Below are 22,690 nucleotides of genomic sequence, written 5' to 3' on the forward strand. Positions count from 1 at the left end.
ACGGCCGCGCGCGACGCGGCTCTAGGGTGGAACACGACATGACACGCATGTTTCGAACGGCGGCCCTCGGCCTGGCAGGGCTGCTCGCCGCGGCACCGGCCAGTGCCCTCGACCTGACCAAGAAGCGGGAGAACCTGCCCGACCTCGTCCTGGGCGACGATCAGGGCAACGACTTCGTGGTCGAGAACAAGGACATCACGCTGGAATCCGGCAAGGCCTACCGGCTGCGGATCGTCGCCAAGGGGCGCCAGGAATACAAATTCTACGCACCGGAGTTCTTCCGCTACATCTGGTTCAACCAGATCGTGATCGAGCACAAGGAGATCCACGGCGGCGGCCCACCCGATCACCTGGAGTTCGACGATCCCGGCGAGATCGCCATCGAGTTCGTCGCGATCAAGCCCGGCAGCTACACGTGGTCGGTGCACGGCCTGGAGTCCAAGGGCATGACCGGCACGCTGACGGTGAAGTGATGCGCATCCTCCTCCTCTCCGCCTGCCTCCTCGCCGCCGGCCCGGCCCTCGCGGCCGACGACGCTGCGTCCTGCGCCGAGGGCATCACGATGATCCGCGACGCCCTCGCCCTAAACCCGCCCGAGACGGCGGTGCCGAAGCTCAAGAAGGCCCTGCGGGTGGCCGAGCGGGAGCAGAAGGAGGGCGAGTTCGACGAGTGCCTCGACGCCGTCTCCGACGCCCGGAAGGTCCTGGGCCGATGAGCGCGACCGAGCCGGCGGCCCTCCTGATCGAGCATGTCGGCCACAAGTTCGGCGCCCGCGCCGCGCTGGACGACGTCTCGATCACGGTGGAGCGTGGCCACTTCGCCGCGCTGCTGGGGCCGAACGGCGCCGGCAAGACGACGCTGTTCTCGGTTGTCACCCGGCTCTACAACAACCAGACCGGGCGGGTCTCGATCTTCGGCCACGCCCTGGATCGCGAGCCGTCCCGGGCGCTGGCGCGGCTCGGCGTCGTGTTCCAGGCCCGGACCCTCGACACCGATCTCACAGTCGAGCAGAATCTCCTCTACCACGCGAGCCTGCACGGCATCGCCCGCGGCGCCGCCAAGGTCCGTGTGGGCGAGCTGCTCGACCGCGTCGGACTCGCGGACCGCCGCCACGACAAGGTGCGCACGCTCTCGGGCGGCCAGTCGCGCCGGATCGAGATCGCCCGCTCGCTGATCCACCGCCCGGACCTGCTGCTCCTCGACGAGCCCACCGTCGGCCTCGACCTCGAGTCGCGGGCCGACATCGTGGCGATCGTCCGCGCCCTGGTGCGGGAGGAGGGCTTGTCGGTGCTCTGGGCGACCCACATCTTCGAGGAGATCGCGGACGACGACGACGCCGTGGTGCTGCACCGGGGCCGGATCGTCGCCCGGGGCCGGGCCGGCGGGATCGGCAGGCCCGGCGAGGCGCTCGCCGACGCGTTCCGCCGCCTGGTCGCCGAACCGGGGAGGGCGGCGGCATGACGAACCCGACACCGCTCGCCACCCGGATCGGCACCGCCCCGCCGCGCGGCCAGGCCGCGCGGATCGGCCGCCTCGACGCGGTCGGCTACCTGATCTGCCTCGGCGGCATCGTCCGCCGCGAGCTGCTGCGCTTCTTCAATCAGAAGGAGCGGTTCTTCTCGGCGCTGGTCCGGCCGCTGGTCTGGCTGTTCATCTTCGCGGCCGGCTTCCGCAACACGCTCGGCGTGTCCATTGAGCCGCCCTACCAGACCTACGTGCTCTACGAGGTCTACGTGGTCCCGGGCCTCGCCGTGATGATCCAGCTGTTCAACGGCATGCAATCGTCGCTGTCGATGGTCTACGACCGCGAGGTCGGCTCGATGAAGGTGCTGCTCACCTCGCCCTATCCGCGGTGGCTGCTCCTGCTCGCCAAGCTGATCGCCGGCGTCGCCGTCTCGATCGTGCAGGCCTACGCGTTCCTGGCTGTGGCGTATTTCTGGGAGAGCGACATCCCGTGGCTGGGCTACCTCGCGGCGCTGCCGGCCTTCCTGGCCACGGGGCTGATGCTGGGAGCGATCGGGCTGTTCCTGTCCTCGCTGGTTCGCCAGCTCGAGAACTTCGCCAGCGTGATGAACTTCGTGATCTTCCCGATGTTCTTCGCCTCGTCGGCCCTCTACCCCCTGTGGCGGATCCGGGAATCCTCCGAGACTCTCTACTGGATCTGCGAGCTGAACCCGTTCAGCCACGCCGTCCAGCTCGTCCGCTACGCCCTCTACCTCCAGTTCGAGCCGGTCGCCTGCGCCGTGGTGGTGGGCGTGGGGCTCGCTTTCTTCGGCATGGCGGTGGTCGCCTACGACCCCGGCCGCGGCATCATGGCCCGGCGCGGCGGCCCGGCCGGCGACAACACCTGATGGAGTCCGCCCGATGAACGTCCTCCTGACCCGCATCGTCGGCCCGGCGCTGGGGCTCGCGATCCTCGCCGGTCCAGCCCTGGCGCAGCCGAAACAGGATCCGGATTGGCCCTGCGTCCAGCGCAAGGTCGCCACACTCAGCTCCGGCCAATTCTGGACCGGCCCCGACGTGGAGGCCGCCGGCGACTGGGGCAGCGACAACGACGCCGCCGTCCTGGCGCAGAAGATCGCGTCGCGCCGCACCGACCTCTCGCAGGTCGGCCCGCTTCTCGACACGTTCGCGGAGAAGTTCGGCTCCGACAAGGACGCGAAGGACAAGGCCCTGACCCGCGTCTACGCCGGCGTGTTCGAGGTGCTGAACGGCGAGCGCAACAAGGTGGTGGGTGGCATCGCGCGCTACGCGCAGGGCCAGCGCCGGATGGCCGAGCGAATCCGCGACGAGGCCGACAAGATCAGTCAGGTGAAGGACGCGCCGAGCGCCTCCGACGCCACGGAACTCCCGAAGGACCAGTCCGAGCTGGAGACGAAGTTCGCCTGGGATCGCCGGATCTTCCAGGAGCGGAGCCAGTCGCTGACCTATGTCTGCGAGGTTCCGCAGCTGCTCGAGCAGCGGCTCGGCGAGATCGCGCGCCTGATTCAGGCGCGGCTCTGACCCCGCGCCGGCGATCATTGCCAAACTATCCCGGGCAGATTGCCGAAATATCCTTAAGTGCCTGAAATCTTTACCGAAACTGTTGCTGTTTAACCACGTGGCGGCGGCTTCGGTCGGCGCGGGCCGGAAATGAGGCCGAAACGCGTCTCACGTGTTCTTGAACCAATTGTGCGCGTTCCCGGCACCCTCCAAGAAAGACCCAAGCTCGGCAGTCACGAGCACGTGTTTGGGTTTGAGGGGGTTGGGGATGTCACTTCGGGCGCTTCGGAGCAGCCTGGTCGCGTCGGCATCGGTTCTCGCCGGGACGGTTCTCCCGGCGGCGGTGCAGGCTCAGCAATCGGTCACGCTCGGCGAGATCAGCGTCGTCTCGACGTCGCCGGTCGGGTCCGGCGGCGGAAATTCGAGCCAGGCGCAGATCTTCAACGGTCCCGGACCGGTGCCGCCGGCCGGCTCCCTGGGACCGAGCACCGGCGTGCGGCTGCGCGGCTCCGAGCAGCCGCTCTACAAGATCCCCAGCACCGTCGAATCGGTCACGGCGAGCGATATCACGATCGATCGCGCCAGCGACAACCTGACCACGACGCTGGCCCGCCGCACGCCCGGCATCAACGTCTCGGACTCGCAGGGCAACAACAACCGCGTCGACATCACCTACCGCGGCTTCACGGCCTCGCCCGTGCAGGGCGTGCCGCAGGGGCTCGCCGTCTACCAGAACGGCGTGCGCATCAACGAGGCCTTCGGCGACATCGTCAATTTCGACCTGATCCCGCCGCAGGCGATCCAGCGCATCGACGTCGTCACCGGCAACCCGGTCTTCGGCCTCAATGCGCTCGGCGGCGCGGTCAACATCCAGATGAAGAACGGCTTCACCTGGCAGGGCACCGAGATCTCGGCCTGGGGCGGCTCGGACGCGCGCACCGCCGGCTACCTCGAGTACGGCAAGGTCTCCGGTCCCTGGAGCGTCTACTTCACCGGCGACGGCCTGAACGACCGCGGCTGGCGCTACGAGAGCCCGAGCACGATCGGCCGCCTCTACGGTGACATCGGCTACCGCTCGCAGGATGCGGAGTTCCACCTGATCGGGCTCGCCGCCCGCAGCTTCTACGGCGCAGCCGCGGCCACGCCGGTGGACTTCACCCACCGCGACCCGCGGGCGATCTTCACCTTCCCGCAGACCACCACCACCGAGGTCGGCACGCTCCAGCTGACCGGCCGGGTCGACATCTCGCCGACCTGGGATCTCGCCGGCAACGCCTATTTCCGCCGCTTCAGCCAGACCTACGTCGACGGCAACGACGGCAACTTCGAGAACTGCAGCACGCGCTCCAGCTTCCGCGGCAACCTCTGCTTCGAGGATGACGGGTTCAGCCCGGCGGCCGGACAGTCGCAGCTCGCCTTCCGCAACCAGTTCCTGATCCTGGGGCAACAGAACCAGCGCATCCCGTTCCGGGCGGGCATCCCGTACGGCACGCTGGACACGACCCGGACGGAAGCCACCGGCTTCGGCGGCTCGCTCCAGGCCGCCAACCGCGACCGGATCTTCGGCCTGTCCAACACCTTCGTGGTCGGCGGCAGCATCGACGCGGCCAATTACGGCTTCAAGTCGTCCAGCACGCTCGGCGTCATCAACCCGGATCTGTCGATCACCACCAACCCGAGCAACCCGTTCTACGGCAACGTCCCGGGCCTCGGCACACCGCAGCTGCGGACCGCCGGCGCGCTCGGCATCGCGCCGAGCTCGGTCAACGGCTCAAACCTCTACATGGGTCTCTACACCCTCGACACGCTCGACGTGACCGACCGGCTGTCGCTGACCGCCGGCGCCCGGCTCAACTTCGCGCGCATCCAGAGCGAGGACCTGACCGGCTTCTCGCCGGACGTGACCGGCACGCACTACTTCAACAAGATCAACCCGGTCGCCGGCCTGACCTACCGGTTCTTCGACGCGCTGAACCTCTACGGCAGCTACTCGGAGTCGAACCGCGCCCCGACCCCGCTGGAGCTGGCCTGCGCCAACCCGGACCGGCCGTGCCTGCTGCCGAACTCGCTGGTGGCCGACCCGCCGCTCAAGCAGGTCACCGGGCGGACCTACGAGGTCGGCTTCCGCGGCCAGCTGCCGAACACCTATGACGGCGGCATCATCACCTACAAGATCGGCGCCTTCCGCACCGATCTCGCCAACGACATCCTGTCGCTGGCCACCCCCGGCAACACCGCCCGCGCCTACTTCGTCAACGTGCCGTCGACGCAGCGGCAGGGCATCGAGGTCGGCGGCGAGTACACGGCCGATTACCTGCGAGTCTACGCCAACTACGCGCTGGTCGACGCGACCTTCCAGTTCAACGGCACCCTGTCGTCGCCCAACAACCCGCTCGCGGATGACGGCGCGATCCAGGTCCGCAAGGGCAACGTCGTGCCGCTGGTGCCGACCCACCAGATCAAGGCCGGGTTCGACTACTTCGTCACGCCCAACTGGCAGTTCGGCCTCTACCTCCAGGCCTTCTCCTCGTCCTACTTCCGCGGCGACGAGTCGAACCTGAACCGCAAGCTGCCGCCCTACTACGTTCTGAACTTCCAGACGAAGTATCAGGTGACGAAGAACCTCGAGGTCTTCGGCCTCATCACCAACCTGACCAACAACCGCTACACCACGTTCGGCACCTACGCCGAGCCGGGCGCGGTGGCGGGCAACCTGCGGATCAGCGATCCGCGGACCACGACCCTGGCGCAGCCCTTCTCGGTCTACGCCGGCATCCGCTACGCCTTCGGCGCCGATCCGGTGCCGATGTCGCCGGAGCCGATCATCCGGAAGTACTGATCCGTCAGCGGCGTCGAGAGGCGGGCGCCTCCCGCGGCCAAAAGGCCGCGCGGGGCGCCCGTCGCGTTTCCGCGCTACCGCATGCGGCCTCCTGTCTCGGGAACGGGCCCGTTCGCCCGGCGTCTCCCCGGTAGCCGCACCGGCGCATCACCGTCCGCTCATGCATGAGGGGTCGGCGCCGGCCGCATCCCAACACCGTGGAGCCTCGTCCCGATGATCATGCGTTTCGCCGTTGCAGCCCTGGCCCTGGCGGCCGCGACGCCAGCCCTGGCGACCCCGTGCGCCGACGAGGTCGACACGCTGCAGCGGCGGCTGGACAGCGCCGGCGCGGCCTCGGTGACCGGCACGACGCCGCCCGGCGGCACCACGTCCTCGAACTCGCCCAAGGCGCTCGACACGCCGCCGGCGCTCACCAAGTCGGACGCCGCCGTGAAGCCCACCGCCGCGGGCGTCGAGGAAGCCAAGAAGCTGGTCGCGCAGGCGCGCCAGCAGGACAAGGGCGGCGACGCCCAGGGCTGCCGCGACACGATCCTGAAGGCCAAGGAGAAGGCCGGCGCGCTGCCGTAGCGCGCTTCCGGCCGGCACCGCTCCGGTGCCGGCCCTTCCGCTCAGTAGGCGTTCTCGGTCTTGAACAGCGCGAACGGCGTGGTCAGCAAGATCTGCAGATCGAGCAGCACCGACCAGTTCTCAATGTAGTAGAGGTCGTGCTCGACGCGCCGCTGCAGCTTCTCTGAGGTGTCGGTCTCGCCGCGCCAGCCATTGACCTGCGCCCATCCGGTGATGCCGGGCTTCACTTTGTGGCGCGCGAAGTAGCCGTCGACCACTTGGTCGTAGAGCGTGTTGGCGGCTTTGGCCTGCAACGCGTGCGGGCGCGGGCCGACCAGCGACAGGTCGCCCTTGAGCACGTTGAACAGCTGCGGCAGCTCGTCGAGCGAGGTCTTCCGGATGAAGCGCCCGACCGGCGTGACCCGGGGATCGCCCCGTGTCACCATCTTGGCCGCGCCGGCGTCGCACTGATCCACGTACATCGAGCGGAACTTGTAGACCTCGATCAGCTCGTTGTTGAACCCGTGGCGCTTCTGCCGGAACAGCACCGGCCCGCGCGAGGTCAGCTGGACCGCGAGGGCGATGACCAGCATGAGCGGCGATAGCGCCAGCAGCATCATCAGGCCGACGCAGCGGTCGAACAGCGCCTTCACCACGACGTCCCAGTCGGCGATCGGACGATCGAACACGTCCAGCACCGGGACGGAGCCCAGATACGAGTAGCTGCGCGGGCGCAGGCGCAGCTTTGCAGCGTGCGCCGAGAGGCGGATGTCGATCGGCAGGACCCAGAGCTTGGCGAGCATCTGGAGGATTCGGGACTCCGCGGTGATCGGGATCGTGAAGACGATCAGGTCGAGCCGTGCGTGCCGCGCGTAGGCGACGAGGTCGTCGACGTTGCCGAGCTTCGGGTGCCCCGCCACCACGTCCGAGGAGCGATCGGCGTTGCGGTCGTCGAACACCCCGACGATGCGGATGCCGCTCTCGCTCTGCGTCTCCAGGGCGGCGATCAGGTCCTCCGCGGGCTGTCCGCCGCCCACGATCGCGGTGCGCCGGTCGAACCGTCCCGCCCGGGTCTGGGCATCGATGATGCGGAAAAGGACGAAGCGGCCGACCAGCAGCATCGCGAGGCCGGTGCCGAAGAAGGTCGCGAGCCAAAGGCGCGAGTAGTGGTCGGCGACCTTGGCCAACACGAGGCCGGCGGCGACCATCAGGAACGTCATCGACCACGCAGCGATCAGCCGGACGGCGGTCTTGAAGAAGCTCCGGAAGGCGGCGACCCGGTAGCCGCCGGACGCCTGGATCAGCGTCACGGTGATCACCGCGATCATGCCGATCGCGCCCGCGTAGGTCAGCCCGAACGGGACGCGACCGCGGAGCATCAGCACGTGCAGCAATGCGCCCAAGCCGAAGATGAGTGCGCATTCCAGCCCGCGCACCAGACCGGCCACCACGACGGGCGAGATCGCCGTCGGGCCGGGGACGGCGGCCTCGGCGAGGGGCACGCTGCCCTTGGCCGGGGTCGAGGACGCCTCCATCGGGACGGCGGCCTCGAGAAGATCGCGAATGTCGAACGCGCTCATCGATCGGCTCCCCCCGAGCCTTGCGGTCGCTGCCTCGGCGAAACCCTGGCACGGGGCGTTGTGGGAACATTTAAGAGCACGGGCGCCGCCGCCTTTTCCACCGCGGCGCACAGGCCCCCGTTCCTCTTGCTGCTGGTCTCGTCGTCAGGCGGTCCGGGCCCCGGCGATCGCGCGCGGTGCGGGATCGCGGCGCTCCGCGCGGGCCTCGAAGGCCGCGGCGTAGCCGGAGATCACCTCGCTGCCCATGCGTTCCAGGGAGAAGCGCTGCCGGATCGAGGCGCTCAGACTCTGCGTCCGCTCGGCCAGGGCCTCCGGCGCGGCGTCGAGGACCCGTCGGATCCCCTCCACGAGCGCCGCCGGGTCGCGCGACGGCACGAGGTCGCGCGCGGCCGCGCCGAAGATCTCCGGGATTCCGCCGACCCGAGTGGCGACCAGGGGCTGCGCCGCCGCGGCAGCTTCCAGCACAACGTAGGGCAGCGACTCCGCGAGCGACGGGACGACGAGGATCCGCCCGCGGGCGAGCACGGAGCGGATCGCCTGCGGCGGCTCGAACGCCACCGCGTCGGCGAGGCCGAGCCGCGCCACGGTGTCGCGAAGGATCTCGGCATCCGGTCCCGACCCGACGAGGAGCAGGCGCAGCGCCCGGCCCTCGGCCCGCAGCCGGACGAGGGCCTCGAGCAGGTAGGGCAGGCCCTTGGCCTCCCGCAGCTCGCCGACGTAGAGCAGGTCGAAGGGCTCGGCGACGCGGTCCAGCGGCGCGAACTCGGCCTCGGCGATGCCGTTGTGCACGATCCGCGTCACCCGCTCGGGACCGCCGACGAAGCTCCGATGGCGGCCGGCGACGTACTCGCTCTCGAACAGGAACGCGTCGGTGCGGCGGGCGAGCACCGCCTCGGCACCCATGTAGAGGCGGTGCAGCGGGCTGCCCGGCCGGTAATTGTAGCTGCCGCCGTGCGGCGTGTAGGCGCGGATCGCCGGACCCGCCGCGGCGAGCCGGGCATAGGCGCCGCCCTTGGCGCCGTGTCCGTGCAGGACCTCCGCGCCGACCTCCGCGGCCCTCTGCGCCACGGCCCGGAGGCAGGACCAGTCCGACGGATGCGGATTGCGGCGCATCGGCAGCCGGACAAGGCCGAGGTCCAGGCAGGGCACCAGGTCCGCCAGGGCGCCCGCAGCGCGGTCGCCGCCGGTGCTGGAATCACAGACGAGACCAACATGGTGCCCCGCGGCCGCCTGGAGGCGAGCGAGATCCATGACGTGCCGGAACAAGCCGCCTACCGGCGCGCGGAACACGTGCAGGATCCGGTAACGCTGAGCGATGCCAGAGTCGTTCGTCTTCGGGACCACGGTCCAGCTCCCGGGAATATCAGTCCCCAGGTTGTGGTGCACCCGTGGTCGCAGGAAACTTAAAGCAGGTCGCCGCGTCTCGACCTTTCCATCAGGACGGTAACCGGAGTTTTACGCGCACGGTCGCAATCGACCCCAACGCTACGTCATCGGCGAGCCGTTCAGGCTGGCCCAGATCGTCCCGTAGTGGCAGGCGGTGGCGGCGAGGACGAAGCCGTGCCAGATCGCGTTCTGGAAGGGCAGGGTCCGCCAGATGTGGAACACGACGCCGATCGAATAGAGCGCTCCGCCCATTCCCAAGAGCCACAGGGCGGTCGGCTGAAGCGTCGCGATCACTGATTCGTACGCGAACAACCCGCTCCAGCCGAGCAACAGGTAGAGCCCGATCGACAGGCGGTCGAACCGGCCCGGCAGAAACAGCTTCACGGCGATCCCGATGAGGGCCACGACCCAGATCATCGCCAGGAGCGCGTAGGCCCGCGGGCCCGACCCGACGAGGGCCACCAGCGGCGTGTAGGTCCCGGCGATCATCAGGTAGATCAGCGCGTGATCGGCGCGGCGCAGGAGCCATTTGCGCGGGCTCACAGGGTAGAGATTGTAGACGGCCGAGACGCCGAGCATCAGGACGAGGGCCGTGGCGTACACGACAACGGCCGCACGTTCGCCGAGCCCGAGATGCGCCGTGACCGCGGTCGCCACCAGGGCAACGGCACCGGCGAGGCCGAGCACCACGCCGAGACCGTGGATCACGCCATCCGCCATGATCTCCCGCGGCGTGTAGTGCCAGGTCAGGGAGAGCGGTCGACCATCCTCCGCGAGAGACATCTTGAAGCCTCCTGCAACGCGTGCAGCTTAAAGCTTGAGAAGTCTTAGTCGTTCCATTTGCAGATTGCTGATGGGGAGTTATCCCAAGGTTCCACTGAAAGCGGTAAAAGTCTCGTGCGGCGCAGCAAGGCCGCTGCACCGCACGAGAGCCTAGATGCGGCCGGCGGCGAGCCCCTCGAAGCCCAGCGGCGGCTCGGCGGCTGCGGGCTCGACCAGGCCGGATCCCCGGCCGAGACGGGCATGGACGGTGGCCATCGTGAGCACCGCCATGGCGAGCACCTGATGCGCGAGCGCCGCCCAGAGCGGCACGGCGAGGAGCAGCGTCGCGATCCCAAGCGCCATCTGGGCGAGGACGAGGATGACGACCCCCGTGGCCCGCCCAGCCGCGCTCTTCGGGCCGGTGAGCCAGGCGTCGACGGCGTGCAGCACCGCCACGACGAAGACGAGGTAGGCCGTCAGCCGGTGGTCGAACTGAACCAAGGCGTGGTTGTCGATGAAATTCTCGATCCACGGCCGGATCGCGAACAGGCTGTCCAGCGGCGGGACGAGATGGCCGTCCATGGTCGGCCACGTGTTGTAGACGAGGCCGGCGTGGGAGCCGGCGACGAGGCCACCGAGGAAGATCTGCACCAGGACCAGGATCGGCAGCAGCAGGGCCGTGGCCCGCAGGCGCGCCGGGGCGGGCGCCAGGACGCCGGGGCGCTGGCCCGCGGCCAGCCAGACCAGCCCGGCCAGGATCAGGCTCGCGGTGGTGAGGTGCAGGGCGAGCTTGAGCGGCGCCACGGCCGTCATGCCCGGCTGGAGGCCCGAGGCGACCATGATCCAGCCGATGGCGCCCTGGAGGCCGCCGAGCGCGCCGAGACCGAGCAGGCCGAGGCCGAGCCGCCGGCTGATCCGGCCCTGCCACCAGAACACGATCAGCGGCAGGAAGAACACGAGGCCGATCACCCGGCCGAGCAGGCGATGGCCCCATTCCCAGCCGTAGAGCACCTTGAAGGCGGACAATCCCATCCCATGGTTGAGGATGTTGTATTGCGGCGTGTCCCTGTACTTGGCGAACTCGGCCGTCCAATCAGCCTCCGTCAACGGCGGGATCGCACCCGTGACGGGGCGCCACTCGGTGATCGACAGGCCGGACCCGGTCAGCCGCGTCGCACCGCCGACCGCCACCATGGCGACCACCAGGGCCGCGACCACGTAGAGCCAGGTTCGCACCGCCCCCGACCGCCGGTCGCCCGCGCCGCTCATGTCCATACACGTCCCTTCCGCGGATGCCGGGATGCCCCCCGCAGTGCCCGGGTTAGGGGATGTCCGGTCGCCCATCAACGGCGCCGGCGCCGCAGGCCGCGTCAGCGGGCGCGTTGCCAACCGGGTTCTAGGACGGTAGCCGTCGCCCGCCCGAGCCCGCGGCGCCGCCCGCGGGACCAGGGGCACTGTCCGAAGGCACGGTCCAGGAATACAGCAATGCGCCGCCGCACCCGGACCCTGATCGGCACTCTCGCCATCCTGGTCTTCGTCTGCCTCTACGGGCCGCTGGCGATGACCCTGGCCGATAGCCGCATCTCGGAGACGCCGGCGGCGGTGCAGGCGGTGATCTACTCGATCCTCGGCATCGCGTGGATCTTCCCACTGATGCCACTGATCCGGTGGATGGAGCGACCCGATCGCTGAGGCCAACCCTCGATTTTGCCGCACTCGGGGATCACAAGCCTGCCGTCGCCGCTCGAGACCCCCTCCGTGCACCGCCCGACTCTCTGCCTCAAGCCGCTGGCCGCTCTCGTCGTGCTGCTCGCGCCCCTGCCGGCCCTGGCGCAGGGGACACCGCGCTCCATCGGTGAATGCGAGCGTCTCAAGAACGACCTCGCCTACAACCAGTGTCTCGCGATGTTCGGACCGGCGGCCAAGAACGTCGCCGGGGGCTACGCCTCGGCCGATACGGCGGTCGCCATGGCGGCGACGCCCGCGGCGGCCATGGCCGAGCCGATCCCGCAGGTGGAGGAGACGGTCGAGGCCAGCACCAGCCGGCGTCGACGCTACCGGTCCGTGCGCGGCCGTCAATACGCCTCGTTCTCGACCGGCTACCGCCACCGGCGTCGGCGCTAGCGGCCACCGGCGCGGGTCGCTGCTCTAGCGGCGATCCGGAGCTTCGAGCGCCTCGAGGACCCGCGTACCCGGAACCGAACCGTCGCCGGGCCAGACGTTCCAGTCGGCGACCTGATCGAGAGCCTCGGCGAGGCGGCGCTTGTAGACGTGGCGCGGCACTTCCTCGGCACCGAACTGCGACAGGTGGTCGGTGACGAACTGGGTATCGGCGAGCCGGTAGCGCCCGGCGCGCAGGCGGGCCATCAGGTGGACGAGGGCGACCTTCGAGGCGTCGCGGACCTCGTGGAACATGCTCTCGCCGAAGAAGGCCGCCCCCAGCGAGACGCCGTACAGGCCGCCGACGAGCCGGCCGTCCGCGCCCGCGTAGACCTCGACCGTGTGGACGTGGCCGATGTCGAACAGGGCGCCGTAGAGCTCGCGGATCCGCCCGTTGATCCAGGTGCGCTCGCTGTCCCGCCGGGGCGCCGCGCAGCCGTCGATCACCCCGTCGAAATCGGTGTCGCAGCGGACCACGAACTGGTCGGACCGCACCGTCCGGGCGAGGCGCCGGGGAACGCGGAACGTGTCGAGGGGCAGAACGCCGCGCGCCTTGGGTTCGACCCAGTAGAGCGTGGGATCGTCGGCATCCTCCGCCATCGGGAAGATGCCCGCCGCGTAGGCCTTCAGCAGGATCTCAGGGGTGATGTCCACGCGGGCGGTGTCGTGCATGCCGTGAATGTCGCGCGCGGACGGCGCGAAGACCAGATCCCGCGCGCGCCGCGCTCGCCGCAGCCCCGCCCAGGTCCGGTCAGGCTTTCATGCCGCCGTCTTCCAGGAAATGCTCCAGCCAGTGAATGTCGTAAAGGCCGTTCTGCACGTCCGGGTTGCGGACCAGCGTCCGGAACAGCGGCAGCGTCGTGTCGATCCCGTCGATGACGAACTCGTCCAGGGCGCGCCGCAGCCGCATGAGGCACTCGTTGCGGGTCCGGCCGTGGACGATCAGCTTGCCGATCAGCGAATCGTAGTTCGGCGGGATCCGATAGCCCTGGAACGCGGCCGAATCGACGCGGACGCCGAGGCCGCCGGGCGTGTGGTAGTGGGTGATCTCGCCGGGCGAGGGCCGGAAGGTCTCCGGGTGCTCGGCGTTGATCCGGCACTCGATGGCGTGGCCCTCGACCTTGATGTCCGCCTGGCTCACCGAGAGCGGGCCGCCCGAGGCGACCTGGATCTGCTCGATGACGAGGTCGATCCCGGTGATCATCTCGGTGACCGGATGCTCGACCTGGATGCGGGTGTTCATCTCGATGAAGTAGAAGCGCCCGTCCTCGTAGAGGAACTCGATGGTTCCGGCGCCGAGGTAGCCGAGCTCCTTCATGGCGTTCGCGCAGATGCCGCCGATCTCGGCGCGCATCGACTCGTTAAGGGCCGGCGAGCCGCCTTCCTCCCAGACCTTCTGGTGTCGGCGCTGGAGGGAGCAGTCGCGCTCGGCGAGGTGCACGGCGCCGCCGCGGCCGTCGCCGAGCACCTGCACCTCGATGTGCCGGGGCTTCTCCAGGTATTTCTCGAGGTAGACCGCGTCGTCGCCGAAGGCGGCCTTGGCCTCGGACTTGGCCATGCCGATCGCCTGCTCGAGCTCGGCCTCGGAGCGCGCGACCTTCATGCCGCGGCCGCCGCCGCCAGCCGCCGCCTTGACGAGCACTGGGTAGCCGATCTCGGCGGCCACGCGCTTGGCGGTGTCGGCATCCTCGACGCCGCCCTCGGAGCCCGGCACGCAGGGGATGCCGAGCTTCAGCGCCGTGCGCTTGGCCTCGATCTTGTCGCCCATGGTGCGGATGTGCTGCGCCTTGGGTCCGATGAAGCCGATCTGGTGATGGGCCAGAACTTCGGCGAAGCGGGCATTCTCCGACAGGAAGCCGTAGCCGGGATGCACGGCATCGGCCCCGGTGATCTCGCAGGCCGCGATGATCGACGGGATGTTGAGGTAGCTGTCGCGGGCGGCCGGCGGCCCGATGCAGACGCTCTCGTCGGCGAGGCGCACGTGCATCGCGTCGGCGTCGGCGGTGGAGTGGACCGCCACGGTGGCGATCCCGAGCTCCTTCGCCGCCCGCAGGATGCGCAGGGCGATCTCGCCGCGGTTCGCGATCAGGATCTTGTCGAACATCGGACCCGTTAGGGCGTCCTGGCGATCCCGGACCGCGCAGGATGCTCTATCCTCTCGTGTTGCGGCGTCGTCCGGGACTGGGCGGCGGGCGCCCGGCGGACGTCCTAGGTGATGACGAGCAGGGCCTCGCCGAACTCGACCGGCTGACCGTCCTCGACGAAGATGGCGCTGATCGTGCCGGCGCGGGGCGCCACGATCTCGTTGAAGGTCTTCATCGCCTCGATCAGCAGCAGCTTGTCGCCGACCGCAACCGTCGAGCCGACATCCACGAACGCCTTGGCGTCGGGCGAGGGGCGGAGATAGGCGGTCCCGACCATCGGCGAGGGCACGGTGCCGGGCTGCGCGCGGGCCGGCTCGGCCGGGGCGAGGGGAGACGACGCGGCGGGCGCGGAAACCGAAGGCGGGGCGACGGCCGCGAGCGGCGCGGGCGCCGCGACCTGCACGCTCACGGGCTCGAGCCGCCGCGCCACGCGGATGCGCAGGTCGCCCTTCTCGACCTCGATCTCGGACAGGCCGGTCTCGGTCACGAGGTTGGCGAGCTCGCGCACGAGCTCGGGATCGATGGCGTCGTTCTTTGGCATCCGGCCTACTTCGTCTCGCGGCACGTCGGTGCGTCCATCCGGGCTCGGCCCTGGACCCCACCGCGGCCCTGCGGCTGGCGGCTCTTAGACGAAGGCGCCCCGGCGCGACAAGGCTGCGCGGACCGCCTTCGGGGTTCCTCGGCCCGATCCGTCAGCTCAGCAGGAGGCGTGGCCGCACTGGCGCACGTCGGCGATGGTCTTGCGCATCGGCTCGACGCCGACGGCGCCCGGGATCACCTCGTCGCCGATGATGAAAGCCGGCGTGCCCGACAGGCCCAGGCGGTCGCCGAGGCCGCGGTTCTCGCTGAGCGCGGCCTTCACCTCGGGGGAGGCCATGTCCTTCTGCAGCTTGGCCGTGTCGACGCCCATGTCCTTGGCGACCTGGATCGCGCGGGCGCCGTTCACCCGGCCCTTGGTCTCCAGAAGCTTCTGATGAAACTCGAACAGCTTGTCGCCCTTCAGCTGCTGGCGCACCGCGACGGCGACCTGGCTGGCCTCCAGCGATTCCGGGCCGAGGACCGGGAAGTCCTTGATGACCACCCGCAGCTTCGGGTCGGATTTGATCAGCGCCTGGATGTCGCCCAGGGCCTTGCGGCAGTAGCCGCAATTGTAATCGAAGAACTCGACCAGCGTGACGTCGCCCGACGGGTTGCCGGCAACGACGTCGTGGGGACCGTTGTGGAGAGCCTCGCGCGACTCCTTGAGGGCGGCGGCCTGGGCCAGGCGCTGCGTCTCGGCCTGCTGCTTCTCGGCCTCGGCGAGGGCCTCTTGGAGCACCTCGGGATGCTTGATCAGGTAATCCTTGACGATCGCCTCGATGCCGGCGCGCTGCGCGTCGGTGAACGGCGCGGCGGGGGGCGTCGCGGTCTGCGCGAGGGCCGGGACGGCGACGAGGCCGAGCGCCAGGACCAGCGCGGGCAGGGGGCGGATGAAGGGCATAGATCCTCGCTTGCGCGGCGGAGCGGCCCGCGCGTGGCGCGAGCGGTAGGGGCTGGGTTAGGCGTTTTCGCGGCGTCCGGTCAATTCCCGCGGCGAGGGCGGCGTGCGCCGCCGGCTTGAGGCGGGAAGGGGGAGCGTCTAACCCCCGGAGGCTCCAGCGTCGTCCGGCTCAGAGCAGACCCCATGATCCCAATCTCTCGGCGCGCCGCCGCCGTTCAGCCGTTCCTCGCGATGGATGTCATGGCCGCCGCCGCCGCCAAGGCGCGGGCCGGCAACGACGTGGTGCGGATGGAGGTCGGCCAGCCGTCGGCGCCGGCGCCCCGGGCGGTCATCGCGGCCGCGCAGGGGGCGCTCGCGACCGGCCACGTGCCCTACACCGAGGCCCTAGGCCTGCCGTCCCTGCGCGCCCGCATCGCCCGGGACTACGCGGAGCGGCACGGCGTCGCGGTGAGCCCGGAGCGCGTGGTGATCACCACCGGATCCTCGGCCGGCTTCATCCTCGCCTTCATGAGCCTGTTCGACTCCGGCGCCCGGGTCGCCGTCCCGCAGCCCGGCTATCCCGCCTATCGCAGCATCCTGGCCGCCCTCGACCTCGTGCCGGCGCCGATGGTGCTGCGCGCCGATGACCGCTTCGCGCCGACCGCCGCCCTGCTGCGCGAGACCCACGCCCGCGCGCCGGTCTCCGGGGCACTGGTGATGAGCCCGGCGAACCCCTCCGGCACAGTCATCACGGAGGGCGCCCTGCAGGATCTCTGCGCGGCGGCGCGCGGCCTCGGCCTGCCGCTGATCTCAGACGAGATCTATCACGGCCTCACCTACGGCGAGCCCACCGTCACGGCCCTGCGCTTCGACCCCGACGCGGTCGTGATCAACTCGTTCTCGAAGTACCACTGCATGACCGGCTGGCGCGTCGGCTGGATGGTCGTGCCGGAGGCGCTGGTCCGCCCGATCGAGCGGCTAGCCCAGAACCTCTACATCTCCGCGCCGTACCTGTCGCAGGTCGGCGCCCTGGCAGCCTTCGACGCGACGGACGAACTCGACGCCGTTCGCGACGGCTACGCACGCAACCGCGCGATCCTCCTGGACGCGCTGCCGGCCCTCGGCCTCGGCCGCGTCCACCCGGCCGACGGCGCCTTCTACCTCTACGCGGACGTCTCGGACCTCACCAACGACGCTTCGGACTTCTGCCGGCGCATGCTCGACGAGGCGCACGTCGCGGCGACGCCGGGCCTCGATTTCGATCCGGACGTGGGCAACCACCACGTCCGCTTCTCCTTCGCGGGCTCGGAGACCGAGTGCCGCGAGGCGGCGCGGCGCCTGAAGGCGTGGCTGCGCTGACAGGTCAGGCCGCCGGCACGAGCGCGCCGACCGCCTCGACCAACTCGGAGAAGTGCTCGATCACCCGGTCGGGCCCGAGCTCGGCGACCGGGCGGTCGGTGTAGCCGAAGGTGACCGCCACCACCGGGATCCCGGCGGCCTTGGCGGTGTCGATGTCGGTGCGGGAATCGCCCACCATCACCGCGCGAGCCGGATCGCCGTCGGCGCGGGCGATGGTGCCGGTCAGGTGGCGGGGGTCGGGCTTCGACTGCGGGAAGGTGTCCCGACCGCAGATCGCCGCGAAGCGGTGGCCGATGCCGAGGAGGCGCAGCAGCTCGACCGACTGCCCCTCGTACTTGTTGGTGCAGACCGCGAGCCGGAAACCCGCCGCCTCGAGGGCGTCGAGCGCCTCGACAACGCCCGGGAAGAGGTGGGACGTGTCGGCGAGGTGCGCCCCGTAATGGGCAATGAAGGCGTCGAACAGCCGGTCGTGGTCCTCCGGCGAGAGTGGCCGGCCCTCGGCCTCGAAACCCCGCCGGATCAGCGCCCGGGCGCCGGCGCCGATCAGCCCGCGCGCCTGCGAGAGGGGCAGCTCGGCCAATCCCTCGCGCTTCATCAGCACATTGAGGGTGCCGATAAGGTCGCCCGCGGTCTCAGCGAGCGTCCCGTCCAGGTCGAAAACGGCGATCGGGGGCTTGCGCGTCGATTCGGTAGACATGCCTGGGCGGTTCCGTGCTCGGCGGGATCTCGAACGGCGTCGCTATCGGGGCCGGGCACCCGGGGCAAGCCGACCGGCGCAGCACGGCGGATGCGCGGATCGTCTCACCGGGCGCCCCAGACTCGCCCGAAAGCCCAGCGAAACGCAGCGCGTATCAGCCCCGGGACCCGCGATGAAACTCTTCCTGCCCCTCCTGGCCGCCTGCGCCGCGCTGCAAGCCCTGCCGGCGGCTGCGACCTCATTCGAGTTCGTGCCCGCCCCGCAGACCGACCTGAACCGGATGTACCGGGTCGACAAGGTGACCGGCGAGGTGACCTCCTGCCAGTACGGCCTCCAGGAATCGGCGGGCGGCATCGGCCAGACGGTCTGCTTCGGATCGGGAGAGGGCGCCGGGCCGCAGACCCCGTCCGAATACGGGCTGGTGGCGAGCCGGCATACCCGCGAGGCCGGCGTCTTCCGGGTGAACTACCGCACCGGCGAGATGAGCATCTGTTTCGTGCTGGTAAAGAAGGAGCAGGTCGTCTGCACCCAGCAGGGCAAGCCGGGCGCCGAGGGCGCGTCCGACGCGCCGCTGACCGGTCCGGCCCCGGGTCGCGCGGGCGCCAGCGCCACCCCGACACAGGGCGGCCGTCCGTGACGCGGCCGTGCGGGCGGGGCGTTCCGGTCGGCCCGGTCCCGTGCTAGGGGCCGCCCGACGCCCACGGAAAGACCGGCTGCCCATGACCCGCGCTCCCTCGCTCCCCCTCGCCGACCGGGCCGTGTCCCGGTGAGTGGGCCGGACCTGCGGCGGGCCGCGGCCGCCCGCGCCCTCGACCTCGTCGAACCGGGCATGCGGCTCGGCCTCGGCACGGGCTCCACGGCGGCGGCCTTCGTGGCGCTCCTCGGCGAGCGCGTCCGCGCCGGCCTCGACATCGTCGGCGTCCCGACCTCCGAGGCCACGCGCGCGCAGGCCGAGGGCCTGGGCATCCGCCTCGCGACCCTGGACGAGCAGCCCGAGCTCGACCTGACCATCGACGGCGCCGACGAGGTCGACGACCGGCTGCGCCTGATCAAGGGCGGCGGCGCGGCACTCCTGCGCGAGAAGATCGTCGCCTGCGCGAGCCATCGCATGGTGGTGATCGCCGACGCGGCCAAGCACGTGGCGCGGCTGGGCGCCTTCCCGCTCCCGATCGAGGTCAATCCCTTCGGCCTCAAGGCCACGCACCGGGCCGTCGAGGCCGCAATCGCCGGGACCGGCTGCTCCGGCGAGGTCCGGCTGCGCGCTCTGACGGATGGCAAGCCCCTGGTCACCGACGGAGGCCATTACATCCTCGACGCGCGCCTCGGAGCGATTCCTGATCCGGAGGCCCTCGGCGCCGCCCTCTGGGCCGTGCCGGGCGTCGTCGAGCACGGTCTGTTCCTCGGCATCGCCGACGCCGCGATCCTGGCGGCGGCGCGGGACGGGCAGGCCGAGGTCACCGTTCTCGGCAGCCTCACCTGAGGCGCCGCCCTCCATCGCCGGCCATCCTCGCAAGAAAGTCCAGCATGTCCCGTCGCCTCACCGCCGTGCCAGGCCTCGCGCTCAGCCTCGCGCTCGGCCTCGCGCTCCCGGCGCTCCCCCACGCGGCGGTCGCGCAGCCGCAGAAGGCCGCGCAGGCCAAGCCGGCGGCGCAGCCGGCCGCCCCGGCTGCCGGCACCCCCGCGGCCAACAGCCCGGCCGCGGCCACCTACACGCCGGCCCATCTCGCCCTGGCCCGCGAGGTGATGCTCAGCTCCGGCATCGCCCGGTCGTTCGACTCGGTGCTGCCGGCCTTCGCCGACCAGATCCGCAAGCAGGCGGTCACCCGACCCGAGCTGTCCAAGGACCTCGAGGAGGTCCTGGCCTCGCTGCAGCCGGAGATGGAGCTGCAGAAGCAGCGCATGATCGACATCGCGGCGCGCACCTACGCGTCGAAATTCTCGGAAACCGAGTTGAAGGAGATCGCGACCTTCTTCCGCTCGCCCGCCGGCAAGCACTACGTCGAGGCGCAGCCGCAGCTCCTCGACGAGATGGTGCAGGAGATGCAGGACTGGACGCAGGACGTCTCCGAATACGTCATGGTCCGCGTCCGTGCCGAGATGGGCAAGCGCGGACACCAGATGCAGTGAGGGCAGCCGCTCCCGGGGGCGGATCGCCGTGAGAGGTCGTCCATGAGAGCGGCCAGCCGCATGTACGCGGCGGGCGGCGCGCTCCTCGCGGCCATGCCGCTCGCCATGGTGCTGGCCAACCGGTCGAGCCCGCTGGTCGTCGGGCTGGCGGCACTCGCCTTCCTGGCCGGACGATGGGCGGAGGACGCGTCCGCCCTGCGCCGCGCGCTGCTGTCCCCGCTGCGGACGCCGCTCGCCGGGGCGGCGCTCGCCTTCCTGACCTGGGCGCTGGTCTCGCTGGCCTGGAGCCCGTTCCCGGCGGCCTCCCTGCGGGTGCTGGGCGAGTTCCTCCCGACGCTGCTTGCCGCCTACCTGCTGGCCTGCCTCGCGCCCGGCCGGATCCCGGCCTTCGCGCCGCTGCTCGGCGCGATCGCGATCGCGCTGGCGGGACTCCTGATCGCCGTGGATCTCGCCTCGGATCTGGCCCTGGAGCGGGCCCTCGGGCGCCGGGTCGCAGCCTTCGTGCACAACCGGCCGGCCCTGACCCTCGACCTCGTGGCCGGCCCGCTGGCCCTCGTCCTCTGGAATGACCGCGCCCGCGGCCTCGCCGCCGCGACGCTCGCCTTCGCGAGCCTCGGCGTGGTCCGCTCGATCAGCGGCGCCGCCCAGCTCGGTCTCCTGGCGGGCGCCGCGATGGCGACCCTCGCGCTTTCGCTGCCCAGGCGGGTCGGCATAGGCCTCGCCGGACTCGGTCTCGGCCTCGCGCTGATCCTCGCCCCGGTCGAGGGCGACCTCCTCGCCCGCGCCATGCCGGAGGCCGCCCACGAACGCCTCGTTCAGTCCTCGTCCCGGGCCCGGGTCGCGATCGCGCGCAGCTTCGGGGCCGCGGTGGCGGCCGATCCCTGGCGCGGCGCGGGCGTCGGCACCAGCGCGCGCTTCGCCGAGACGCCCGTCGCGCAGACGGTGCCGCCGGAGATGCGCGTCCTCCTCGGGGTCGGGCACCCGCACAACAGCTTCCTGCAGGTCTGGGCCGAACTCGGCCTGCCCGGCGCGATCCTCGCTGCGCTGACCGCGATGCTGATGCTCGCCCGGATCGCGCGGCTGCCGCGGCCGGACCGCGCGGCGGCGCTCGGCCTCGTGGCCTGCGCGGCTTCGATCGCCTTCGTCGAGCACAACGGCTGGGCCGCGTGGTGGACGGCGGGGCTCGGCGCTGCCATCACCTGGATGCGCGCGGCCCCTCAGAGCGGCGCGATCGTGAGATCCGAGCGGGACGGTCCGGCATGAGCGCGTTCGACGTCGACCTCTTCGTCATCGGCGGCGGGTCCGGTGGTGTCCGCGCGGCGCGGATCGCGGCCGGGTACGGCGCGCGGGTGATGCTGGCCGAGGAGTACCGGGTGGGCGGAACCTGCGTGATCCGCGGCTGCGTCCCGAAGAAGCTGATGGTCTATGCCGGCCGCTTCGCCGACGAGTTCGAGGACGCCGCGGGCTTCGGGTGGACGGTGGAGAAGCCCCGCTTCGACTGGGGCACGCTCAAGGCGCGGCGCGACGCGGAGGTGACCCGGCTCGAAGGCATCTACGACACCAACCTGATCCGCGCCGGCGTCGAGATTGTGCCAGAGCGGGCGGTGATCGAGGATCCCCACATTATCCGCCTCGTCGCGTCCGGCCGCACCATCCGGGCCGAGCGGATCCTGGTGGCGGTCGGCGCGCACCCCGTGAAAGAGCCGGCGGTGCCGGGCATCGACCTGGCGATCACCTCCAACGAGGTGTTCGAGCTGGAGCGCCTGCCGGACCGGATCCTGGTGATCGGCGGCGGCTACATCGCGGTGGAGTTCGCCGGCGTCTTCGCGGCGCTCGGCAGCCGCACGACGCTGCTGCACCGGGGCGACAGGTTGCTGCGCGGGTTCGACGACGAGATCCGCGACGCTTTGGCCGAAGCCTACGCCCAGCGCATGGACCTGCGGCTCGGGCGCACGCTGCGGCGCATCGAGCGCCGGGACGGCGGCCTCTGCGCGCAGCTCGACGACGGCGGCGAGATCCTGGTGGACGAGGTGCTCGTCGCCACGGGGCGGCGGCCGAACGTCGAGGGCCTCGGCCTCGACCGGGTCGGCATAGAGACCGACGCCGCCGGCGCGATCCCGGTCGACGCCTACTCGCAGACCAAGGTGCCGTCGATCTACGCGGTGGGCGACGTGACCAACCGCGCCAACCTGACGCCGGTGGCGATCCGCGAGGGTCACGCCTTCGCCGACACGGTCTACGGCGGCAAGCCGGCCTGCGTCGACCATCGCCTGATCCCGACCGCGGTGTTCTCGACCCCCGAGATCGGCGTCGTCGGCCACAACGAGGCGGCCGCCCGGGCGATCTACGGCAAGATCGACGTCTACAAGGCGCGCTTCCGCCCGATGAAGGCGACCCTGTCCGGCCGCGAGGAGCGGATCTTCATGAAGGTGCTGGTCGACTGCGCCAGCGACCGCGTGGTCGGCGTCCACATCTTCGGCCACGATGCCGGGGAGGTGATCCAGGCGGTGGGCATCGCCGTGACCATGGGCGCCACGAAGGCCGATTTCGACCGGACCATCGCGGTCCACCCGACAGCCGCCGAGGAGCTGGTGACCATGCGCGTCCCGGAGGTCACCAAGCACCCGGTCGGCGTCGGCTGAGGCCTGC

General features: G+C 70.7%; 24 protein-coding genes. 15 read left to right on the forward strand and 9 right to left on the reverse strand.

Going from position 1 to position 22,690, the window contains the following annotated elements; all coding sequences use genetic code 11:
- Positions 1–38: 38 nt before the first annotated feature.
- From ACLBYG_RS10265 to ACLBYG_RS10295, 7 genes are all read left to right on the forward strand, one after another.
- Positions 39–473 (forward strand): hypothetical protein, encoded by a 435-nt coding sequence (locus ACLBYG_RS10265; protein WP_447681398.1) that lies wholly within the window; start codon positions 39–41, stop codon positions 471–473.
- The gene (locus tag ACLBYG_RS10270) at positions 473–715 is read left to right on the forward strand and encodes a hypothetical protein (protein ID WP_091926749.1); all 243 of its coding nucleotides are present in this window, start codon (positions 473–475) and stop codon (positions 713–715) included. The genes ACLBYG_RS10265 and ACLBYG_RS10270 overlap by 1 nt, the downstream gene beginning before the upstream one ends.
- Positions 712–1,461, forward strand: a complete 750-nt coding sequence (locus ACLBYG_RS10275; protein WP_447681399.1) for an ABC transporter ATP-binding protein — start codon at positions 712–714, stop codon at positions 1,459–1,461. Before ACLBYG_RS10270 ends, ACLBYG_RS10275 begins: the two co-directional genes overlap by 4 nt.
- On the forward strand, positions 1,458–2,351 hold the full coding sequence (locus ACLBYG_RS10280; RefSeq protein ID WP_331299091.1) for an ABC transporter permease: 894 nt from the start codon (positions 1,458–1,460) through the stop codon (positions 2,349–2,351). The genes ACLBYG_RS10275 and ACLBYG_RS10280 overlap by 4 nt, the downstream gene beginning before the upstream one ends.
- A gap of 13 nt (positions 2,352–2,364) precedes the next feature.
- Positions 2,365–3,003: a hypothetical protein gene (locus ACLBYG_RS10285; protein WP_447681400.1), complete on the forward strand. Its 639-nt coding sequence runs from the start codon at positions 2,365–2,367 to the stop codon at positions 3,001–3,003.
- 247 nt (positions 3,004–3,250) lie between these two features.
- On the forward strand, positions 3,251–5,821 hold the full coding sequence (locus ACLBYG_RS10290) for a TonB-dependent receptor (RefSeq protein WP_447681401.1): 2,571 nt from the start codon (positions 3,251–3,253) through the stop codon (positions 5,819–5,821).
- 213 nt (positions 5,822–6,034) lie between these two features.
- Positions 6,035–6,388, forward strand: coding sequence for a hypothetical protein (locus ACLBYG_RS10295; protein ID WP_132366675.1), 354 nt, complete (start codon positions 6,035–6,037; stop codon positions 6,386–6,388).
- Positions 6,389–6,429: 41 nt separating this feature from the next.
- On the opposite strand, the gene ACLBYG_RS10300 is transcribed toward ACLBYG_RS10295, so the two are convergent.
- From ACLBYG_RS10300 to ACLBYG_RS10315, 4 genes are all read right to left on the reverse strand, one after another.
- Positions 6,430–7,947 carry an undecaprenyl-phosphate glucose phosphotransferase gene (locus tag ACLBYG_RS10300; RefSeq protein ID WP_447681402.1) on the reverse strand — a complete coding sequence of 506 codons (1,518 nt, stop codon included), beginning with the start codon at positions 7,945–7,947 and terminating at the stop codon, positions 6,430–6,432.
- A gap of 144 nt (positions 7,948–8,091) precedes the next feature.
- Positions 8,092–9,291: a glycosyltransferase family 4 protein gene (locus tag ACLBYG_RS10305; RefSeq protein WP_091676765.1), complete on the reverse strand. Its 1,200-nt coding sequence runs from the start codon at positions 9,289–9,291 to the stop codon at positions 8,092–8,094.
- Positions 9,292–9,432: 141 nt separating this feature from the next.
- The gene (gene trhA / locus ACLBYG_RS10310; protein WP_447681403.1) at positions 9,433–10,116 is read right to left on the reverse strand and encodes a PAQR family membrane homeostasis protein TrhA; all 684 of its coding nucleotides are present in this window, start codon (positions 10,114–10,116) and stop codon (positions 9,433–9,435) included.
- 150 nt (positions 10,117–10,266) lie between these two features.
- Positions 10,267–11,370: a COX15/CtaA family protein gene (locus tag ACLBYG_RS10315; protein ID WP_447681404.1), complete on the reverse strand. Its 1,104-nt coding sequence runs from the start codon at positions 11,368–11,370 to the stop codon at positions 10,267–10,269.
- A 210-nt stretch (positions 11,371–11,580) separates the two neighbouring features.
- Between ACLBYG_RS10315 and ACLBYG_RS10320 the strand changes: the two genes are divergently transcribed.
- Together ACLBYG_RS10320 and ACLBYG_RS10325 are read left to right on the forward strand one after the other, a co-directional pair.
- Positions 11,581–11,787 carry a DUF2842 domain-containing protein gene (locus tag ACLBYG_RS10320; protein ID WP_012319661.1) on the forward strand — a complete coding sequence of 69 codons (207 nt, stop codon included), beginning with the start codon at positions 11,581–11,583 and terminating at the stop codon, positions 11,785–11,787.
- Between the two features lie 66 nt (positions 11,788–11,853).
- Positions 11,854–12,219: a hypothetical protein gene (locus ACLBYG_RS10325; protein WP_020092097.1), complete on the forward strand. Its 366-nt coding sequence runs from the start codon at positions 11,854–11,856 to the stop codon at positions 12,217–12,219.
- A gap of 24 nt (positions 12,220–12,243) precedes the next feature.
- Here the strand turns inward: ACLBYG_RS10325 and aat are convergent, their stop codons facing one another.
- The 4 genes from aat to ACLBYG_RS10345 all read right to left on the reverse strand — a co-directional run bounded on the left by aat (position 12,244) and on the right by ACLBYG_RS10345 (position 15,879).
- Positions 12,244–12,927 carry a leucyl/phenylalanyl-tRNA--protein transferase gene (gene aat / locus ACLBYG_RS10330; protein WP_020092098.1) on the reverse strand — a complete coding sequence of 228 codons (684 nt, stop codon included), beginning with the start codon at positions 12,925–12,927 and terminating at the stop codon, positions 12,244–12,246.
- 79 nt (positions 12,928–13,006) lie between these two features.
- The gene (accC, locus tag ACLBYG_RS10335; RefSeq protein WP_012319658.1) at positions 13,007–14,359 is read right to left on the reverse strand and encodes an acetyl-CoA carboxylase biotin carboxylase subunit; all 1,353 of its coding nucleotides are present in this window, start codon (positions 14,357–14,359) and stop codon (positions 13,007–13,009) included.
- Between the two features lie 104 nt (positions 14,360–14,463).
- Positions 14,464–14,940: an acetyl-CoA carboxylase biotin carboxyl carrier protein gene (gene accB / locus ACLBYG_RS10340; RefSeq protein ID WP_447681405.1), complete on the reverse strand. Its 477-nt coding sequence runs from the start codon at positions 14,938–14,940 to the stop codon at positions 14,464–14,466.
- 156 nt (positions 14,941–15,096) lie between these two features.
- Entirely contained in the window at positions 15,097–15,879 is a 783-nt protein-coding gene (locus ACLBYG_RS10345; RefSeq protein WP_020092101.1) for a DsbA family protein, read from the reverse strand.
- Between the two features lie 183 nt (positions 15,880–16,062).
- Here ACLBYG_RS10345 and ACLBYG_RS10350 point away from each other — a divergent pair, with 183 nt between their 5' ends.
- Entirely contained in the window at positions 16,063–17,217 is a 1,155-nt protein-coding gene (locus ACLBYG_RS10350; protein WP_447681406.1) for a pyridoxal phosphate-dependent aminotransferase, read from the forward strand.
- Positions 17,218–17,221: 4 nt separating this feature from the next.
- Here the strand turns inward: ACLBYG_RS10350 and gph are convergent, their stop codons facing one another.
- The gene (gph, locus tag ACLBYG_RS10355) at positions 17,222–17,914 is read right to left on the reverse strand and encodes a phosphoglycolate phosphatase (RefSeq protein WP_091976445.1); all 693 of its coding nucleotides are present in this window, start codon (positions 17,912–17,914) and stop codon (positions 17,222–17,224) included.
- A gap of 172 nt (positions 17,915–18,086) precedes the next feature.
- Between gph and ACLBYG_RS10360 the strand changes: the two genes are divergently transcribed.
- From ACLBYG_RS10360 to gor, 5 genes are all read left to right on the forward strand, one after another.
- Positions 18,087–18,551, forward strand: a complete 465-nt coding sequence (locus ACLBYG_RS10360; protein ID WP_020092104.1) for a hypothetical protein — start codon at positions 18,087–18,089, stop codon at positions 18,549–18,551.
- A 129-nt stretch (positions 18,552–18,680) separates the two neighbouring features.
- Positions 18,681–19,394 carry a ribose-5-phosphate isomerase RpiA gene (rpiA, locus tag ACLBYG_RS10365; protein WP_020092105.1) on the forward strand — a complete coding sequence of 238 codons (714 nt, stop codon included), beginning with the start codon at positions 18,681–18,683 and terminating at the stop codon, positions 19,392–19,394.
- 44 nt (positions 19,395–19,438) lie between these two features.
- Complete coding sequence (locus tag ACLBYG_RS10370) at positions 19,439–20,041, forward strand: DUF2059 domain-containing protein (protein ID WP_091976444.1); 603 nt, start codon at positions 19,439–19,441, stop codon at positions 20,039–20,041.
- 42 nt (positions 20,042–20,083) lie between these two features.
- Complete coding sequence (locus ACLBYG_RS10375) at positions 20,084–21,304, forward strand: O-antigen ligase family protein (protein ID WP_447681407.1); 1,221 nt, start codon at positions 20,084–20,086, stop codon at positions 21,302–21,304.
- Positions 21,301–22,683 carry a glutathione-disulfide reductase gene (gene gor / locus ACLBYG_RS10380; protein WP_447681408.1) on the forward strand — a complete coding sequence of 461 codons (1,383 nt, stop codon included), beginning with the start codon at positions 21,301–21,303 and terminating at the stop codon, positions 22,681–22,683. Before ACLBYG_RS10375 ends, gor begins: the two co-directional genes overlap by 4 nt.
- Positions 22,684–22,690 lie beyond the last annotated feature (7 nt).

Source organism: Methylobacterium sp. D53M (assembly GCF_053345625.1).

Excerpts from the sequence above, each read along its gene's own strand:
- ACLBYG_RS10265 (WP_447681398.1), top strand. The coding sequence starts at position 39 with ATGACACGCATGTTTCGAACGGCGGCCCTCGGCCTGGCAGGGCTGCTC.
- ACLBYG_RS10270 (WP_091926749.1), top strand. The coding sequence starts at position 473 with ATGCGCATCCTCCTCCTCTCCGCCTGCCTCCTCGCCGCCGGCCCGGCC.
- ACLBYG_RS10275 (WP_447681399.1), top strand. The coding sequence starts at position 712 with ATGAGCGCGACCGAGCCGGCGGCCCTCCTGATCGAGCATGTCGGCCAC.
- ACLBYG_RS10280 (WP_331299091.1), top strand. The coding sequence starts at position 1,458 with ATGACGAACCCGACACCGCTCGCCACCCGGATCGGCACCGCCCCGCCG.
- ACLBYG_RS10285 (WP_447681400.1), top strand. The coding sequence starts at position 2,365 with ATGAACGTCCTCCTGACCCGCATCGTCGGCCCGGCGCTGGGGCTCGCG.
- ACLBYG_RS10290 (WP_447681401.1), top strand. The coding sequence starts at position 3,251 with ATGTCACTTCGGGCGCTTCGGAGCAGCCTGGTCGCGTCGGCATCGGTT.
- ACLBYG_RS10295 (WP_132366675.1), top strand. The coding sequence starts at position 6,035 with ATGATCATGCGTTTCGCCGTTGCAGCCCTGGCCCTGGCGGCCGCGACG.
- ACLBYG_RS10300 (WP_447681402.1), bottom strand. The coding sequence starts at position 7,947 with ATGAGCGCGTTCGACATTCGCGATCTTCTCGAGGCCGCCGTCCCGATG.
- trhA (WP_447681403.1), bottom strand. The coding sequence starts at position 10,116 with ATGTCTCTCGCGGAGGATGGTCGACCGCTCTCCCTGACCTGGCACTAC.
- ACLBYG_RS10315 (WP_447681404.1), bottom strand. The coding sequence starts at position 11,370 with ATGGACATGAGCGGCGCGGGCGACCGGCGGTCGGGGGCGGTGCGAACC.
- ACLBYG_RS10320 (WP_012319661.1), top strand. The coding sequence starts at position 11,581 with ATGCGCCGCCGCACCCGGACCCTGATCGGCACTCTCGCCATCCTGGTC.
- aat (WP_020092098.1), bottom strand. The coding sequence starts at position 12,927 with ATGCACGACACCGCCCGCGTGGACATCACCCCTGAGATCCTGCTGAAG.
- accC (WP_012319658.1), bottom strand. The coding sequence starts at position 14,359 with ATGTTCGACAAGATCCTGATCGCGAACCGCGGCGAGATCGCCCTGCGC.
- accB (WP_447681405.1), bottom strand. The coding sequence starts at position 14,940 with ATGCCAAAGAACGACGCCATCGATCCCGAGCTCGTGCGCGAGCTCGCC.
- ACLBYG_RS10345 (WP_020092101.1), bottom strand. The coding sequence starts at position 15,879 with ATGCCCTTCATCCGCCCCCTGCCCGCGCTGGTCCTGGCGCTCGGCCTC.
- ACLBYG_RS10350 (WP_447681406.1), top strand. The coding sequence starts at position 16,063 with ATGATCCCAATCTCTCGGCGCGCCGCCGCCGTTCAGCCGTTCCTCGCG.
- gph (WP_091976445.1), bottom strand. The coding sequence starts at position 17,914 with ATGTCTACCGAATCGACGCGCAAGCCCCCGATCGCCGTTTTCGACCTG.
- ACLBYG_RS10360 (WP_020092104.1), top strand. The coding sequence starts at position 18,087 with ATGAAACTCTTCCTGCCCCTCCTGGCCGCCTGCGCCGCGCTGCAAGCC.
- ACLBYG_RS10370 (WP_091976444.1), top strand. The coding sequence starts at position 19,439 with ATGTCCCGTCGCCTCACCGCCGTGCCAGGCCTCGCGCTCAGCCTCGCG.
- ACLBYG_RS10375 (WP_447681407.1), top strand. The coding sequence starts at position 20,084 with ATGAGAGCGGCCAGCCGCATGTACGCGGCGGGCGGCGCGCTCCTCGCG.
- gor (WP_447681408.1), top strand. The coding sequence starts at position 21,301 with ATGAGCGCGTTCGACGTCGACCTCTTCGTCATCGGCGGCGGGTCCGGT.